We start from the raw sequence: 13667 nt of genomic DNA on the forward strand, positions 1-13667 counted from the left end.
CACGGGTGGTGGGGCACTCAAGAGTCGTGCGACGAAGTCTGTGGCCATGAGGTCAAGCATGGTTCGATACCCGCAGGCCCCAGGCTTGCCGCGCCTGCGCTGACGTGGCCAGCGTGCCGCCGAGGTCTTCGACGATGCGCCGTGCCTTGCGCACCAGGTCTGCGTTGCCGTTGGCCAAACGGCCACGGTCGATGTAGATGGAGTCTTCGAGGCCGACGCGCACGTTGCCGCCAAGCAGGAACGTCTGTGCGACGGCAGGAAAGGCCTCTCGACCGACAGCAAAGGCCGACCACTGCGCTCCTTGCGGCAGGAGAGAACGCGCAAACGCGATCGATGCGGGCGAGAACGGCAACGCATAGCGCACGCCCGCAACCAGCGTGAACAGGCCCGGTCCGGCAAGAACGCCATCGTCGATCAGTCTGCGGGCCAACACCAAGTCACCGGTGTCGAAGCACTCGAGTTCGGGGACGCTGCCGGCCGCTCGGATCACGCGCGCCATGCGAGCGACGTTCCTTGGTGTATTCATCACGACTTGGTCGCCCGAGTTCATAGTGTTCAGGTCGAGTGAGCAGATGTCTGGCCTGAGTGCAGCGATGTGCTCGACGCGCCTCTCGGGAGGAAGCAACGACGTACCGGGTGCCGCGACCCGCGGATCGTCGTCGCTGGGCACGAAGCGTCCGCCGGGACCGGTGGTCAAGTTGATGACTAGGGCTGGGTTGTGTCGCCGTAGTGTCTCGACCACTTGGGCATACAACTCAAGTGACATTGATGGCTCGCCGCTCTCCGGATCACGCACGTGGATGTGCACCGCCGCTGCGCCGGCGTCAGCCGCCTCCAGGCACTCGTCGGCAATCTGCGCGGGCGTGATGGGTAGGTGCGGCGTTTGCTCCGGCCGCGTCAGGTTGCCGGTGACGGCGCAAGTGAGAATGGTTGGTCGGTCCATTGAAATTTCCGGTACGAGGCACTAGCCCAGCGAGCGACCGCCATCGACGACGAAAACGCTTCCAGTCGCATAGCGCAGTGTTGTTGCGCAAGCCGTCACCGCCGCGGCCACGTCGTCTGCGACGCCGACTCGCCCGAGCGGCAAAGTGGCGCCGACGCGCTCGTTGAAGCCCGCATCGCGGCCAGTGACAAACGCCGTGTCGACCACGCCAGGCGACACCGCGAGAACGCGGATTTGCGGCCCGAGCGTTTTGGCCAGTGCTTTGGTCAGCGCATCGACGCCAGCCTTGGCGGCCGCGTACGCCAGGTTGCTGCCGAGGCCGGTGAATGCGGCGATCGATGACACATTCACGATCAGTGAATCACCGCTGGCTCGCAGCTGTGGTGCGAACGCGCGGATGGCCGCGAAGCTGCCGCGCCATGTGACGGCGAAGACGCTGTCGATCAACTCGTCGGTGAGGCCATCGAGATCGGCGGGCGCCACCGGCTGGGTGAAGCCTGCGCAGTTGACGAGCATCGTGGCTCCACCGGCTTGCGCGAGAACCTGCGCCGCTGCCCCTGCGAGCGATGCACTGTCAGTCACCGACGCGCACACCACGAGATGTCCGGAGCCGGGCAGCGAGGCCAGCAAGTGCTGAGCACTGGGTGGGGGCAAGCGCTGCAATAGCACGCAGCGGGCGCCCAGCGCTGCCAGCCGCTGCGCCGTCGCCGACCCTATGGCGCCGGCGCCACCGGCGATGACGGCGACTTGGCCGTCAAGCCGTTCGCGGGGAGCAAAGCTTCGTTGATTCATGTCGATGGCCCTCAAGGCAGCGGGCAGTGCGGTACGCGCGTCTCGCCCCGCTCCAGCTTCAGTTCGACGTGGAGCCGGTATCCGTTGGCGCCATCGGGCTCGAAGCGACGCAGCAGTGAGCCGACAGCACCGAACACCACGTCGTCATAGGCATGTGGGTCTTCGGTGTCGAAAAATTGCGTGGCCAGCACGCGGTAGCCCGGCGCGACCGCGATGAAGTGCAGGTGCGCCGGCCGCATGGTGTGCCGCCCTTGGGCCGCCAGCAGTTCGCCGCACGGGCCGTCGACCGGCACCGGGTAGCCGGCGGGACGCACGCTGATGAACGAGAAGCGCCCTTGCTCGTCGGTCTCGAAACGCCCGCGCAGGTTCATGTCCTCCTGCTCAGGGTCCTGGTTTTCGTAAAGGCCTTTGGGCGACGCTTGCCAGGTCTCGACGCGCGCGCCGGCGATCGAGTCACCCTTCAGATCGGTGACCCGCCCAGTGACGGTGAGTCGGGCGCCCGGCGTACCGGGCGACGAGATCGTCGCGCCGCTGGGGCGCAAAGGCTGGTTGGCACGCCAGAACGGCCCGACCAAGGCTGGTTCCGTGCCGCCGGCTGCGACGGCGTGACGCGCGCCACGAAGTTGTGTGAGCGTTGCCAGGCCCAGGATGTCGGCCAACAGAATGCCTTCGTGCTTGGTCGGGCCGGTAGCGTGACCAACCGCGACTAGGAATTCGAGGCCGACGTGCAACTCGTCTGGCGTGAGGTCGACCTCCAGTGCGAAGGCATGCAGGTGGCGGATTGCCGCGTCCATCACGGCTTTCAAACGCGGGTTGCTCGTCTTCTTGTTGGTCTTCAACACTGCATCGAGCAGGGCGCTCGGATCGGACGCGGACAGGGCTTGGGGCATGGGTTTCTCCAAAGCTACGACGAGTTCGTGCACAAACGAGAGCAATCGCTTGCCCTGATTCGTTGGCCTGTGCCGCAGAAGTTTCACTTGGGTAACAAGGGCCGACGAGGACTACGCTGGTAACATTCGCGTCGATAGAATAGACAAAATAAGGCAATCGATTGCCTTATCCTACGTCAGTTTGACAGCGCCTTCAAGGCCTCAAGGCACTTTTCCGTGCGGTGCTGGGGTAGTTCCCTACCATCCGCATGCCAACGAACCAGGAGTCTTTTGCCCGTGTCCAGTGAAATCCCTTTGACCAGGCCCAAGGTCACGATCGAGGACATCGCCCGCGAGGCCGGGGTGCATCCGGCATCAGTGTCGCGTGCGCTGCGTGGCGTGGGCACGAAGGTTTCGCCGCAAACGAAGCTGCGCATCGAAGGTATCGCCGAGCGCCTGGGCTACCGACCGAATGCCGTTGCGGCGTCGTTGCGCACCAAGAAAACGCATCTGGTCGGCATCGTCGTTCCCGACCTAGGCAACCCCCTCTTCGGCCCGATCGTGCAAGGGATCGAGACCGAATTGCGCCAGCGCGGCTACATGTCGCTCATCGCGCAGACGCCAGCAGACATGCGCTTGCGCAAGGACGTCATCGAGGCGCTGGTCGACCGCCAAGTGACAGGCCTGGTGATCCTTGCGGCCGAAAGCGACGACCCGATGCTCGAATCGGCACAGCGCGCGCACGTCCCCACGGTACTGGTCAATCGCGGCTTCGGCGAGCGCCGGTTCTCAAGTATCGTCAATGACGACCGCGAGAGCGTGCGCCTGGTGCTGGAGCACCTGGTCGGGTTGGGTCACACCGAGATCGGCCACATCGCCGGACCTGCGACGTCGTCCACTGGCCGGTCTCGGCGCGAAGCATTTGACGAGTTGGCGCAGCCGCTCGGCGTGCGAGCGAGCGTGGTCATGGCAGTGTCGTTTACGCGTACGGCCGGTCTGGCGGCGGCACGCGAACTGCTCGACCGCAGCCCCGTGACCGCCATCTTCGGCGCCAACGACCTGATCGCCATGGGTGTGCTCGACGCACTGAAGGAGCGTGGCCTATCGGTGCCGTCCGATGTTTCGCTGGTGGGACACAACGATATGCCTTTCGTCGACTTGATCGCGCCGCCGCTGACCACGGTTCGCGTTGCGGTCGACCAGATGAGCCGCCAGGCCGCGCAGCTTCTGATCGAACTCGTCGACATGCCCGATCAGCCGCCAAGCATGCGGGTGTTGTTGCCGACACTGATAGTGCGGGAATCGACTGCGCCGGCTCGACCGCGCACGGACGCCGCACTTGCAGGCGTCCCGCGCTTCAAGCAGGCAGACTGAGATCGCAGTGCACCTGCTGCCGAGTCCTCGCCAGCCCCCAGCAGAACTGGCCCGGAAGTTCCCGTAGCCACCTGCATCGGCCATGGCGGCGAAAGCCCGCATCTCCTGATGCCTGTCTATCTCCAATCGCGATTGTGTCGGCCTCAGAAAGAGTGAATACCGGCGGTGCCTGTTTGTTCGGTGAGTGATTGATCCTAGAGTGCCGACGAGGCATTGCCTGCTCCACGCGTGTCTCAAACACGCTGTGCTGAGACTCGAAGTGTGCTGAGATATGAACACCCATGGGTGACTGTCTACGTCGCGACTTGCTCGGCCGGTGTACGACGTCTCCACATTAACAACGCGAAGACCGTGCGTGAAGAGCACGAGTATTGGTCCGCAAGGCTTTCGATGAAACCATATCTTGCTTCTCTGGCGATCGGAGTCTTGGCCGGCGTGATCTACGCGCTCTTCAATGTTCGCTCGCCTGCCCCTCCGGTAGTCGCACCGATTGGCCTTCTCGGGATGCTGCTTGGCGAGCAGATCCCCCGGCTGTTCAATCTCTGGTTCTACAAGCTTGAGTCATCAATTCAGTCAAACCACCGCACCGACGAGATGAATGGCATCGAGGACGTTGAAGGCTGTTTGTCAAAGGGCGTAGCGATGCAACGGTATTGCTTGCGCCTGGCGAAGAAGTTCTCGATCACGTGGCGGACCGAAGTGATGGTGCGGACCTGTGGCGTTTCGACTCCGATGAGCTAGCTGGCGTCGAAAGCCCCGGCGAAACCAACCCTTTGCCGCTGGCGAGCGCACGTGATTTTGCCCGAGCATGGGTTCGGGCCGATCAATCGGATCGGATGGCGTTGGAAGGGGAGTCAGCCGATGTCTGACGATGACAAACAGCCCGCTGGCGGCGATCTCGCTGCCGAGTCCGTAGAGATGCTCAAGGCCGTCGTCGACGGCGATACCTACGGCGTCGTGGCGGCCCGATTCGGTGTGACCCGCACGGCGGTCGAGCGACGTATCAAGGCCGTCGCGCTGGAACTGACCCAGTCCGTCGGCATCGACGGGCTCAATGACAAAGGCATCGCCTTTGCCGAACGTCTGAGACGCCACCGTGACTCGATCATTTTGGCCTTGGCCGATTTCGTGCCAGCCAAGCCCTACGGCCCACGTGCCGTGCGCATCGTCTCCACAGAGGAGTTGGCGCAGGCGTTGGCGTTTGTGAAGGCTCGCAGCCACCAATCCTGGCACGATCAGGCGTTGTTCTACATGCTGTTCGTCACAGGCGCGCGGCCGCTGGAGATCGCCCGCTTCGAAGTGCGCGACTACCTGATGCCCGACGGACGCGTGCGCCGCGAATCCGAATTGCGGAGCGAGGCGGCGATCAACGGCAAGGCGCGGCCGCTGCACTTCCAGAGCACCAACCTCGATGCACTGCTCGACCCGTATCTACGGGAGCGCCTTGAGCAGGGGCTCGAACTGGGCGAGGAAGGCGCCTATCGCGGGTTGGATCCACGTAGCCGGCTCTTCCTGTCTCCGACCGGTCAAGGATTTGTGATCACGCCCTACGGTACAGGCCGGCAGCGGCGCTACCTTTGCCGCGCGATCCTTGAGGCGTACCGCAAGCTCTTCCGCTACGCCGAGCTTGAAGGCGTGACGTCGCTGTCGGTGCGGCACACGGTGGCCGCGCGGCTCTTTGAACGAGGTGCTGATGAAGACCAAGTCGGCCTGCTGCTGGGCATCGCGCAGCGCAGCGCCGTGCGCGAACTGATGCCGCGGCGCAGGCCAACGATCTCGGAACTGGTCGACGAACTGGCGTGAGCGGCTATGGAGACCCAGCGACTAGTCATCGCCGGCCGAGTCTGGGCCGCAGACGACCCGCAACTTCAGCAGGCGCTGGGCCGCATTCATGGCACGTCCGAGCGGCCGCGCTGCTTGTGCGTGCCGGGCGGCATCGAGATGTACGTTGCGCAGCACAGCCAGTTTGTCATCAAGCGCATGCCGGACACCGGTAGCCGGCACGATCCGGCCTGCCCCAGCTATGAGCCCGAAGCACAGCAGTCCGGACTGGGCGAGTTGATCGGTGACGCCGTGCTGGAACCCGAGCCCGGACGGGTGGAACTGCGGGTGGACTTTCCGTGGGCACGGATCAGTGGGCGCTGCCTCGCTCGGGCCGATGCAAGGGATGCAGGGGACGTCCGCACGACGCGGCAACGGATGAGCCTGCGAGCGTTGATGCACTATTTGTTCGAGCGCGCTGGCTTCAACCGCTGGAGCCCGGCGATGGAGGGACGACGCAACCAGGGAGTGCTACACAAGTACTTGCTCGAGGCAGCGCGGGAGGTGACAGTCAAGGGCGTGGCCCTGGCCGATCGGCTGTATGTGCCTGAGCCCTTCAACGAGACCGGGCGGTTGGTTGTCGCGCGGCGGCGGCGCGACAAACTCGCCGTGCTGCACCCGCATGACGGACAACAGCCGCTGGCGCTTCTGTTGGGCGAGTTCAAGACGAGCGAGCCGTGCCTGGCAGGTCAAAGGGTGTGGATCAAGCACTTGCCTGATGTTCCATTGCTGGTACCCGGCAAGACCTGGGAACGCCTCGAGAAGCGCTACGCGGCGATTTTCGAGGCGCGTGACGCCGACGCCGGACATCGAGTTCGCGTCGTCGTGGCCGCGCTGCTGCGTGCCCGCCGCGAGTACACCTACGAGATCGACGCGGCCAGCATGATGTTGACCAACGAGCATTGGATCCCGATCGTAGGCGTGCACGAGTTGCCGCTGCTCCAGGCGCTGATCCAGCACCAGCGGCGCTTCGTCAAGCCGCTGCGCTATGACGCCAAGACTGCGGCAGAGTTTCCGAACGCGCTGCTGCTGGACGCGGGCACGGTGTCGGTACCGCTACACGTGGTCAGCGCGTTCGTGGATCCCAAGGAGCAGCGAGCCAAGGAGCGTGCAACGGCCGCCGCAGGCGATGGCGTCTGGGTGTGGAATACCGCCGACCCCATGCCCCCGTTTCCGCCGGTGGCTGCGCGTGGCAAGGGCGTTTCAGCCCCAATCGGCAGCGCGCGGAACAACGCGGCCGGTGGTTCGGGTTGATGCACGCTCACGACGGAGTTGCGCATTGCCAACTGGGTCTGCGCCCGTAGATCGAGTACGGCCAAGGAGTTTTTCGCGGCAACGACTTGCTTGCGGCCGCATGCGACGTAACCGGGTGCTTGCCCTTGACCTCATGAAGTCGTGCGAGACCATGGCTGCACAACATCAGGAGTCGACGCATGCCAATACTCGTCACGACCAGCGACAAGACCGTTCCCTCATTGCTCGGCGCCTCGCCAGCCCGCATTCCCGTCGGCGGCAAGATACGCGCCGGCATCAAGGTGCTCACCAACAAGGCGGCCGACCAGCCCAAGGCCAGGACGCTGTACGAGCAGGGTGTTGCTGCCGGTCAGTCCTTCGATCAGATCGAGCGTGCAATCACCGAGGCGTTGCCACAGCTCAAGACACCGCTCGTGCCACGCAACGTGGCTTGGTTCACTGTTCGCGGGCAGGACTTCCCGAACCCGGAGATCGCCCAGCAGATTCTCGACGCCTATGCCGAGGATCGCGGCGAGGGCTTGCGCTTGTACCGCTTTCCGGTGCTCTTCCCGTCCGATCACTGGCAGACCGTGATGCCGCACGAGCTGGCGACCTGGGGAGCGCATGAGAAACGGTTTTGGTCCGAGTACAGCTCCGATGGTCGGGTGCGTCATTGCATGACGCACGCGCCCGTGCCACTGGACAACACCGGCCGGCGCACGATTCGCATCTTCGGTGGGCGCAGGACCACGGCCCGTGAGACGAACGGCGGCCTGTGCGACCCCGAGAACTGCTCCGAGTACCAGCAGCGTCAGTGCAATCTGAGTGGACGCTTCCTGTTCTTCATCCCGGGCATCCGTTCGATCAGCGCCTTCGAACTGCACACCAACAGCTTTTACGCGATGAACGCGGCGATCCAGAAATTCGAGACCGTGGGTTTCCTGCGCGGCGGGCGCATCTCGGGTTTTCTGGATCGGCAGCGCACGACCTTCTTCCTGACGAAGAGGCTGATGGAAGTGGCGCACATCGACGAGTCCGGCAAGGCCGTGCGCGTGCCGCAGTGGATCATCGAACTCGAGGCGCCGGTGGACGTGACGGCGCTGCTGCGTGAACGCGAAGACGATGACGCCGTTATCGTGCAGGCGCAACTTGCCACGCAGGTGCTCGAAGGCGCCGGGCGAGTGGCAGCCGAGCCTGCGGCCGAGAGCGCGCCTGCGAGCAACGGCGCCCTCGGAGTCTCGGCCGTGCGCGAAGGGGAGCCAGCGCTGGAGCGCCTGCTGGCCCAGGCGCAGGCCCGCGGCATCGACCCGACTCGCTACGAGGCCTACGCCGACCGACGTTGGGGCAGCGGCTGGAAGCTCAACCCGCACGGCCGCCGTCGAGCTTGGGACGAATTGGTGGAGCGCTACGGCAACGACCCGCAGGGCTACCGCGACAAGATCGACAGCGAACTGGCGCAATCCGAAGGGAGCGGGTCATGATCCGCATCGCGCACTTCTCGGACCTTCACTACGGGCACAAGACCCTAGCCGAGGCGGACCGCTGCTTCGGTGCGGCGATCGACCAGGCGATCGAGGCGCGAGTGCAGGCTGCCGTTTTGTCCGGCGATGCCACCGACCACGCGCTGGAACTGCACGCGCCTGCAGCACTGCGCCTCATGGGCCAAGTCAAACGGCTGGCCGAGCACTGCCCTGTGTTGATGTTGCAGGGTACGTTTTCGCACGAGCCGCCAGGGGCCCTGTCGGTGTTCCGGCTGTTGGGTGCGCGGCATCCGATCCATGTGGCAGATCGAATCGGGCAGGTGGTGTTGTCGCGGCTGGGGCAATGGCTGCCGTCGGACGCTTGGCGGTTCGACATGCTGCCGTCGGCGCCGTTGGCATTGTTCACCTGCGTGCCCACCGTCAACAAGGCTGTGGTTGCGGCGACTATTGGCGCCACCAACGCGGCCACATCGGTCTCCGAGCACCTGGCTGCCTTGCTGGCAGGCTTCGCACCCATCCATCGAGAAGCCCGCGCACTGGGCGTGCCGACCGTCGGCGTCTCGCATGGCACGGTCTTCGGCAGCATCAGCGAGCACGGCGTGCCGATGGCCGGCTTCGATCACGAGTTCACGACCGGCGCGCTGTTCGCCGCCGAAGCCGCGGCCTTCATGCTGGGGCACATCCACAAGCATCAAGGTTGGACCAGAGACCATGGCGCAGGCGTGCAGTGCATCGCCTACGCTGGTTCGCTCGGACGCTTCCACCATGGCGAGCAAGGTGACAAGGGGTTTCTGATCTGGGAGGTCGATGCTGACACGGCGAGCTTTGAACTGCGCGCGACGCCCGCGCGCCGGACGATGGATATCGTGTTCGAGGGCCGTCCCGACCTGGTGGCGCTGAGGGACGTGGTTGCGCAGCAGTCGCTCAGCGGCACGAGCGTGCGAGTGCGCTGGACTGTCGCCGAAGAGGATAAGCAAGCCATCGACCGCGCGGCGATCCAGGCCTTGCTGGGCGACGCGGCCGAAGTCAAGCTGGAGGGGCGCATCGTGCCCGTGGTGCGCACGCGCGCGGCGGGCATCTCGCAGCTCACCGGCTTGGCCGACAAGGTGCGGGTGTGGGCGCAGACCACCCAGTGCAACCCAAAACCTTTGCTTGGCTGCCTGGATCGGTTGATGAGCGACTCGCCCGAGGCAATCGCGGAGGCGATTCTCCAAGACTCGACTGGCAGCTCAGCCTGTGGTTGCGAACCTGCGTCAGACGAGGACTGCGTAGTGCTGTCGGAACACGCATGCGCTTGACGTCACCTTGAGTCGTGAGAGCCTGGATGGACAGCATCTCTGGCTAAACACCATGCAACCTCTATCACTGACACTCAAAGGTTTCCGCGGCATCCGCGACGGCCTGGGCCTCGACGAAATCACGCTCGACCTCGAACGCCTTGCCGACGGTGCCCAACTCGTCGCCATCGTCGGCAGCAACGGACGCGGCAAGACCACCATCATGGATTCGTTGCAGCCATTTGCGACCCTCCCCAGCAGGGCTGCGGCGGCCGGACCCGGCGGCTTCTCGTTCTACGACCACGTCTACCTGCCGGAAAACGTGAAGGACCTGACATGGGCCCACGAGGGTCGCAGCTACCGGTCGCAGCTGGTGATCCGGCTCAATGGCCGGCGTCGCACCGAGGCCTATCTGCACATGCTGGACGACCACGGCTGCTGGTCGCCAGTGCAGCTCGACGATGGGACGGTCTCGGATGGCAAGGTGGAGACCTACACCCGCTGCATCGAGAGCATCTGCGGCAGCGCAGACACCTTCTTCACCTCGGTATTCTCGGCGCAGGGCAAGCGCCAGCTGAGCACCTACCGCAATGCCGAGATCAAGACACTGTTGGCCGACCTGCTCGGGCAAGAGGAGATTCGCGCGCTCGGCCAGAAGGCAGCCGAGACGGCGCGGCTTCTCAAGACCGCCCTGACGGCCGTCCGCCAGGAACAGGCCGGGCTGGGCGACGAAGGGCAACGTCTCGCAGGCGAACGGCGGCTGCTCGATGGAGCCGCCGCGAAGGTCACCGCGGCCCAGGGTGCCAAGCAGGTGGCGCAGTCCGCGCTCGACGCAGCTCAGGTTCGGCAGGTCCAGTTGGCCACCGAGCGCGATCAGTCGCGGGCTGTCGAAGCGCGGCGCGCACAACTGGCGGTCGAACGCAGGGCCGTGGAGGATGCCGACACACAGGCCACACGTGCGCTCCAGGCCCAGGACCAAACGGAGCGCCAGCGGCTTGAGCGGCTCGATCAGCGCGTGGGCAGCCGGCTCCAGAGCGAGCGCAGCCGGCGCCAAGCCTTGCTGCAGGCGCGGCAGCGCTGCCGCACAACGCTCTCCGAAGCCGATTCGGTCGAGCGCGCTGTCCGGCGACTGCCGTTGGTGCAGCGCCTGCTGGAGTCCCGGGTCGAACGCGCGCGCGCGGGGCGTGAACGGGTCCAGGTGCTGACGCAGTGCCGGGGGATTGAGCGCCTGGCCGAACAAAAGGTCGCGGGCATCGAGCGTGACGCGGGCAGGGCGGCAATGCGGGCCGAGGAACTGCGCCGCCGCTTCGGGTTGGCGGCAGAGGTTCCCTGCGCCGGCACGGACCTGCAAGGCCGGTGCAAGCTGCTGGGGGATGCGCGCGAGGCGCAGGCCCTGGTTCCCAGTGCGACCGCCCAGATTGCCCAACTGGCGCGCGACAAGGCGCAAGCCGTGCGCGAACTGCAGGCGGCGTGCTGTCGCCGCGAAACCCTGGTGACCGCGCCGCGCGATCTGGCCTGGGCCGAGCATTGCGAAACCCGTACCCGGGAGCGCGCGAACCGCATGACCGGGTTGGCAGCCAAGGCGCCCGCGTGCGTGCAAGCCAGGGCGACACTGGACGGCGTTGACCAGGAACTTGCCGCGATGGGACCGGATGTGCTCGACCGTCGGGTCGAGACGGTCGAGGAGCGAACCGAGCGCGCGCAGATTGCGGCGTCGAGGCAGGTCGTTGCGGAGCAACTGGCCCGGCAGGCCGACCAGACTCGCGCGACGATGAAGCGCCTGGGCGAAGCCGTGGCCGCACTGCCGGCACGCTACGACGAGGCCCCTCTGACGGTCGCCACTACGACGCTGAGCAGCGCTCGAGACGTTGTGGCATCTGCCGAACGGGCGCTGTTGGTGGCGGTGCGGAACGCGCAGGCCTTCGACGACAACTCGAAGCGGCAAGAGGCGCTGGGGACGCGCATGCGGCAGGTCGTGGCACGTCGAAGCCGTGTCGAGGCCGAATTGAGCAACTGGAACCTGTTCGCACGTTGCCTGAGCAACGACGGCCTGATCGCGCTGGCGATCGACGATGCCGGCCCTGCCTTGTCCGGATTGGCCAACGACCTGCTGTTGGCCTGCCACGGGTCTCGTTTCACGGTGTCGATCCACACCCTGCTGGAAACCGGCAAGGGTGAGCAGAAGGAAGGCTTCGACATCGTCGTGCACGACGGTGAGACGGGCGACAGCAAGAGTGTCGGCTTGATGAGCGGCGGCGAACGGGTGGCGATCAACGAGACTCTCGTACGTGCCGTGGCGCTGTACCTCGCGCAGCACACCGGACGGCGCTACACGACGCTGTTCTCCGACGAGATCGACGGCGCGCTGGACCCGGATCGCAAGCGGCTGTTCATGGCGATGAAGCGCGAAGTGCTGCGCCTGGGTGGGTATGAGCGTGAGTTCTTCATCTCGCAGTCGCCGGAGCTGACGGCGATGGCCGATGCGGTGATCGACCTGGATGCGATGGCGCATGATGCTTGCCCAGGGTCTGCAGGGGCGACGCGGCCAGCGCAAGAATCCGCCCAGGGATAATGGGAAAAGACTTCTTTCACGTTTCTGTTTCGATGGACCCTCGGCACTTTCACATTGCATCCATCGCAGAACCTGGCGCGGCTTTGTCTGCGGCCATGGCCTGCGCACTGCAATGGCTGCAACAACGCGACGCTCACGAACTCGCGCTTGCTTTGCCGGACAAAGACCAGTTGTCCGGGATGCTGACAGGGGTGTTGGGCGCTGACGCCGCGCGGTCACTCGACCGCGACAACGCATACGTGCGCAAGGGCATCACGCTCTTCCTGCTGACGCCAAAGATTCAGCGGCGCCGGATGCCGGGGCCGGTCGTCGCTTTCGGACTCGAACCGGACCAGTTGGAGAACGTCATCGCGGCACAGGGTGTGACCGACGTGATCTACGTGCCGGGCTCGTCGGCACCCGAGGACTTTGCAACCTATCTGACGCGCTATCCGCGATCCGAGGCGCTGGCGCAGCAGGGCGCACTGGACTGGGTCCAGGACGCCCCGCTGCGCGCGGCCGTCAACGAAAGATCGTTGGCTCCACCGGCAAGCCCCGCATGAAGGCGAGGTACGCCGCCGCTTTACCGACGTCCTCGAACCGCGCGACGGTCTCCTCGCGCCGGCGAACCACCCAAGGGCGTTGATCGTCGCCGCTGGGGGCGATGGCCAGATCCACGACCCGATAGGCCGGATGTCGATAGAGCACCCGGCTGCTGCGCCAGTCGATGACACACAGCAGGCAAGCCGTCAGGATCGCTCCTCCGCCGTCCTCGCCTTCTTCGATCAGAAGCGGCACCCTGAGCGGGCCGCTCGAACGTCCGATCGTTCCGACGACGTCGTACTCGTCGAGCCACGACTCGCCGGCGGCCGTGTCGCCCAGCACGAGCCGTACCTTGTTGCCCTCATTGCGACCACGCTCGAGTACACGTGCGGCCTCGGGCGCGGTCCCGGGATCGAAGTAGGTGTGCCGGCTGGCCGAGGACGAGCTCCAGGCTTGAACTGCGCGCATGTACTTGGTGTAGCCGGCGGGCTCCGCGTGGTCGGAGGCGGCGAAGGCCAGCTCGGGCCGGCGAAGCCTCTCGGCGATCTGGTTCGCATGGTCGCGCGCGTTGTCGAAGCCCAGGCAACTCACACCGCCATCGAAAGCGATGACGTAGAGGCGCTGGGCTCCGTTGACAATCACCCGACTCGTCGGGCGATCTCCAAGGGAAGTGTTCATGAATCGAACTCCAAATGCGAACAGGGCGTCGGCCTTTCGGCGCGACGCCCTGTGGGGTCTCGGTGCCACCGTTGAGGTGGCGATGGTTTCAGCGCAGGATGGCGG

Annotated in this window: 11 protein-coding genes and 1 pseudogene; 8 read left to right on the forward strand and 4 right to left on the reverse strand. The window is 65.4% G+C overall.

From position 1 onward, the window contains the following. Positions 1-52 precede the first annotated feature (52 nt). Genes ACQY9S_RS01415 through ACQY9S_RS01425 form a run of 3 tightly spaced genes read right to left on the reverse strand, consistent with a single transcriptional unit; the run spans position 53 to position 2625 of the window. Complete coding sequence (locus tag ACQY9S_RS01415) at positions 53-943, reverse strand: 3-keto-5-aminohexanoate cleavage protein (RefSeq protein ID WP_428422791.1); 891 nt, start codon at positions 941-943, stop codon at positions 53-55. Between the two features lie 21 nt (positions 944-964). Then, the gene (locus ACQY9S_RS01420) at positions 965-1735 is read right to left on the reverse strand and encodes an SDR family NAD(P)-dependent oxidoreductase (RefSeq protein ID WP_428422792.1); all 771 of its coding nucleotides are present in this window, start codon (positions 1733-1735) and stop codon (positions 965-967) included. A gap of 11 nt (positions 1736-1746) precedes the next feature. After that, positions 1747-2625 carry a dioxygenase gene (locus ACQY9S_RS01425; RefSeq protein WP_428422793.1) on the reverse strand — a complete coding sequence of 293 codons (879 nt, stop codon included), beginning with the start codon at positions 2623-2625 and terminating at the stop codon, positions 1747-1749. A 276-nt stretch (positions 2626-2901) separates the two neighbouring features. Between ACQY9S_RS01425 and ACQY9S_RS01430 the strand changes: the two genes are divergently transcribed. The 8 genes and pseudogenes from ACQY9S_RS01430 to ACQY9S_RS01465 all read left to right on the forward strand — a co-directional run bounded on the left by ACQY9S_RS01430 (position 2902) and on the right by ACQY9S_RS01465 (position 12904). Further along, entirely contained in the window at positions 2902-3978 is a 1077-nt protein-coding gene (locus ACQY9S_RS01430) for a LacI family DNA-binding transcriptional regulator (RefSeq protein ID WP_428422794.1), read from the forward strand. 390 nt (positions 3979-4368) lie between these two features. Then, positions 4369-4512 (forward strand): annotated as a pseudogene (locus ACQY9S_RS01435) (DUF1427 family protein); the annotation flags it as partial. A 327-nt stretch (positions 4513-4839) separates the two neighbouring features. Further along, positions 4840-5781 (forward strand): site-specific integrase, encoded by a 942-nt coding sequence (locus tag ACQY9S_RS01440; RefSeq protein WP_428422795.1) that lies wholly within the window; start codon positions 4840-4842, stop codon positions 5779-5781. 6 nt (positions 5782-5787) lie between these two features. Further along, entirely contained in the window at positions 5788-7053 is a 1266-nt protein-coding gene (locus ACQY9S_RS01445; RefSeq protein ID WP_428422796.1) for a DUF1173 family protein, read from the forward strand. A 179-nt stretch (positions 7054-7232) separates the two neighbouring features. Then, positions 7233-8513, forward strand: a complete 1281-nt coding sequence (locus ACQY9S_RS01450) for a hypothetical protein (protein WP_428422797.1) — start codon at positions 7233-7235, stop codon at positions 8511-8513. Continuing rightward, complete coding sequence (locus ACQY9S_RS01455) at positions 8510-9811, forward strand: metallophosphoesterase family protein (protein ID WP_428422798.1); 1302 nt, start codon at positions 8510-8512, stop codon at positions 9809-9811. The genes ACQY9S_RS01450 and ACQY9S_RS01455 overlap by 4 nt, the downstream gene beginning before the upstream one ends. 52 nt (positions 9812-9863) lie before the next feature. Further along, positions 9864-12362 carry a DNA repair protein gene (locus ACQY9S_RS01460; protein ID WP_428422799.1) on the forward strand — a complete coding sequence of 833 codons (2499 nt, stop codon included), beginning with the start codon at positions 9864-9866 and terminating at the stop codon, positions 12360-12362. After that, positions 12362-12904 carry a hypothetical protein gene (locus tag ACQY9S_RS01465; RefSeq protein WP_428422800.1) on the forward strand — a complete coding sequence of 181 codons (543 nt, stop codon included), beginning with the start codon at positions 12362-12364 and terminating at the stop codon, positions 12902-12904. Before ACQY9S_RS01460 ends, ACQY9S_RS01465 begins: the two co-directional genes overlap by 1 nt. Here ACQY9S_RS01465 and ACQY9S_RS01470 read toward each other — a convergent pair. Beyond that, on the reverse strand, positions 12864-13562 hold the full coding sequence (locus ACQY9S_RS01470; protein WP_428422801.1) for a hypothetical protein: 699 nt from the start codon (positions 13560-13562) through the stop codon (positions 12864-12866). The two genes, ACQY9S_RS01465 and ACQY9S_RS01470, sit on opposite strands and share 41 nt — an antisense overlap. Positions 13563-13667 lie beyond the last annotated feature (105 nt).

This window comes from Methylibium sp., assembly GCF_965279545.1.
Lineage (GTDB): Bacteria > Pseudomonadota > Gammaproteobacteria > Burkholderiales > Burkholderiaceae_C > Methylibium.

Coding starts and splice junctions, on each gene's coding strand:
- ACQY9S_RS01455 (WP_428422798.1), top strand. CDS start 8,510: ATGATCCGCATCGCGCACTTCTCGGACCTTCACTACGGGCACAAGACC.
- ACQY9S_RS01450 (WP_428422797.1), top strand. CDS start 7,233: ATGCCAATACTCGTCACGACCAGCGACAAGACCGTTCCCTCATTGCTC.
- ACQY9S_RS01445 (WP_428422796.1), top strand. CDS start 5,788: ATGGAGACCCAGCGACTAGTCATCGCCGGCCGAGTCTGGGCCGCAGAC.
- ACQY9S_RS01465 (WP_428422800.1), top strand. CDS start 12,362: ATGGGAAAAGACTTCTTTCACGTTTCTGTTTCGATGGACCCTCGGCAC.
- ACQY9S_RS01470 (WP_428422801.1), bottom strand. CDS start 13,562: ATGAACACTTCCCTTGGAGATCGCCCGACGAGTCGGGTGATTGTCAAC.
- ACQY9S_RS01420 (WP_428422792.1), bottom strand. CDS start 1,735: ATGAATCAACGAAGCTTTGCTCCCCGCGAACGGCTTGACGGCCAAGTC.
- ACQY9S_RS01425 (WP_428422793.1), bottom strand. CDS start 2,625: ATGCCCCAAGCCCTGTCCGCGTCCGATCCGAGCGCCCTGCTCGATGCA.
- ACQY9S_RS01415 (WP_428422791.1), bottom strand. CDS start 943: ATGGACCGACCAACCATTCTCACTTGCGCCGTCACCGGCAACCTGACG.
- ACQY9S_RS01460 (WP_428422799.1), top strand. CDS start 9,864: ATGCAACCTCTATCACTGACACTCAAAGGTTTCCGCGGCATCCGCGAC.
- ACQY9S_RS01440 (WP_428422795.1), top strand. CDS start 4,840: ATGTCTGACGATGACAAACAGCCCGCTGGCGGCGATCTCGCTGCCGAG.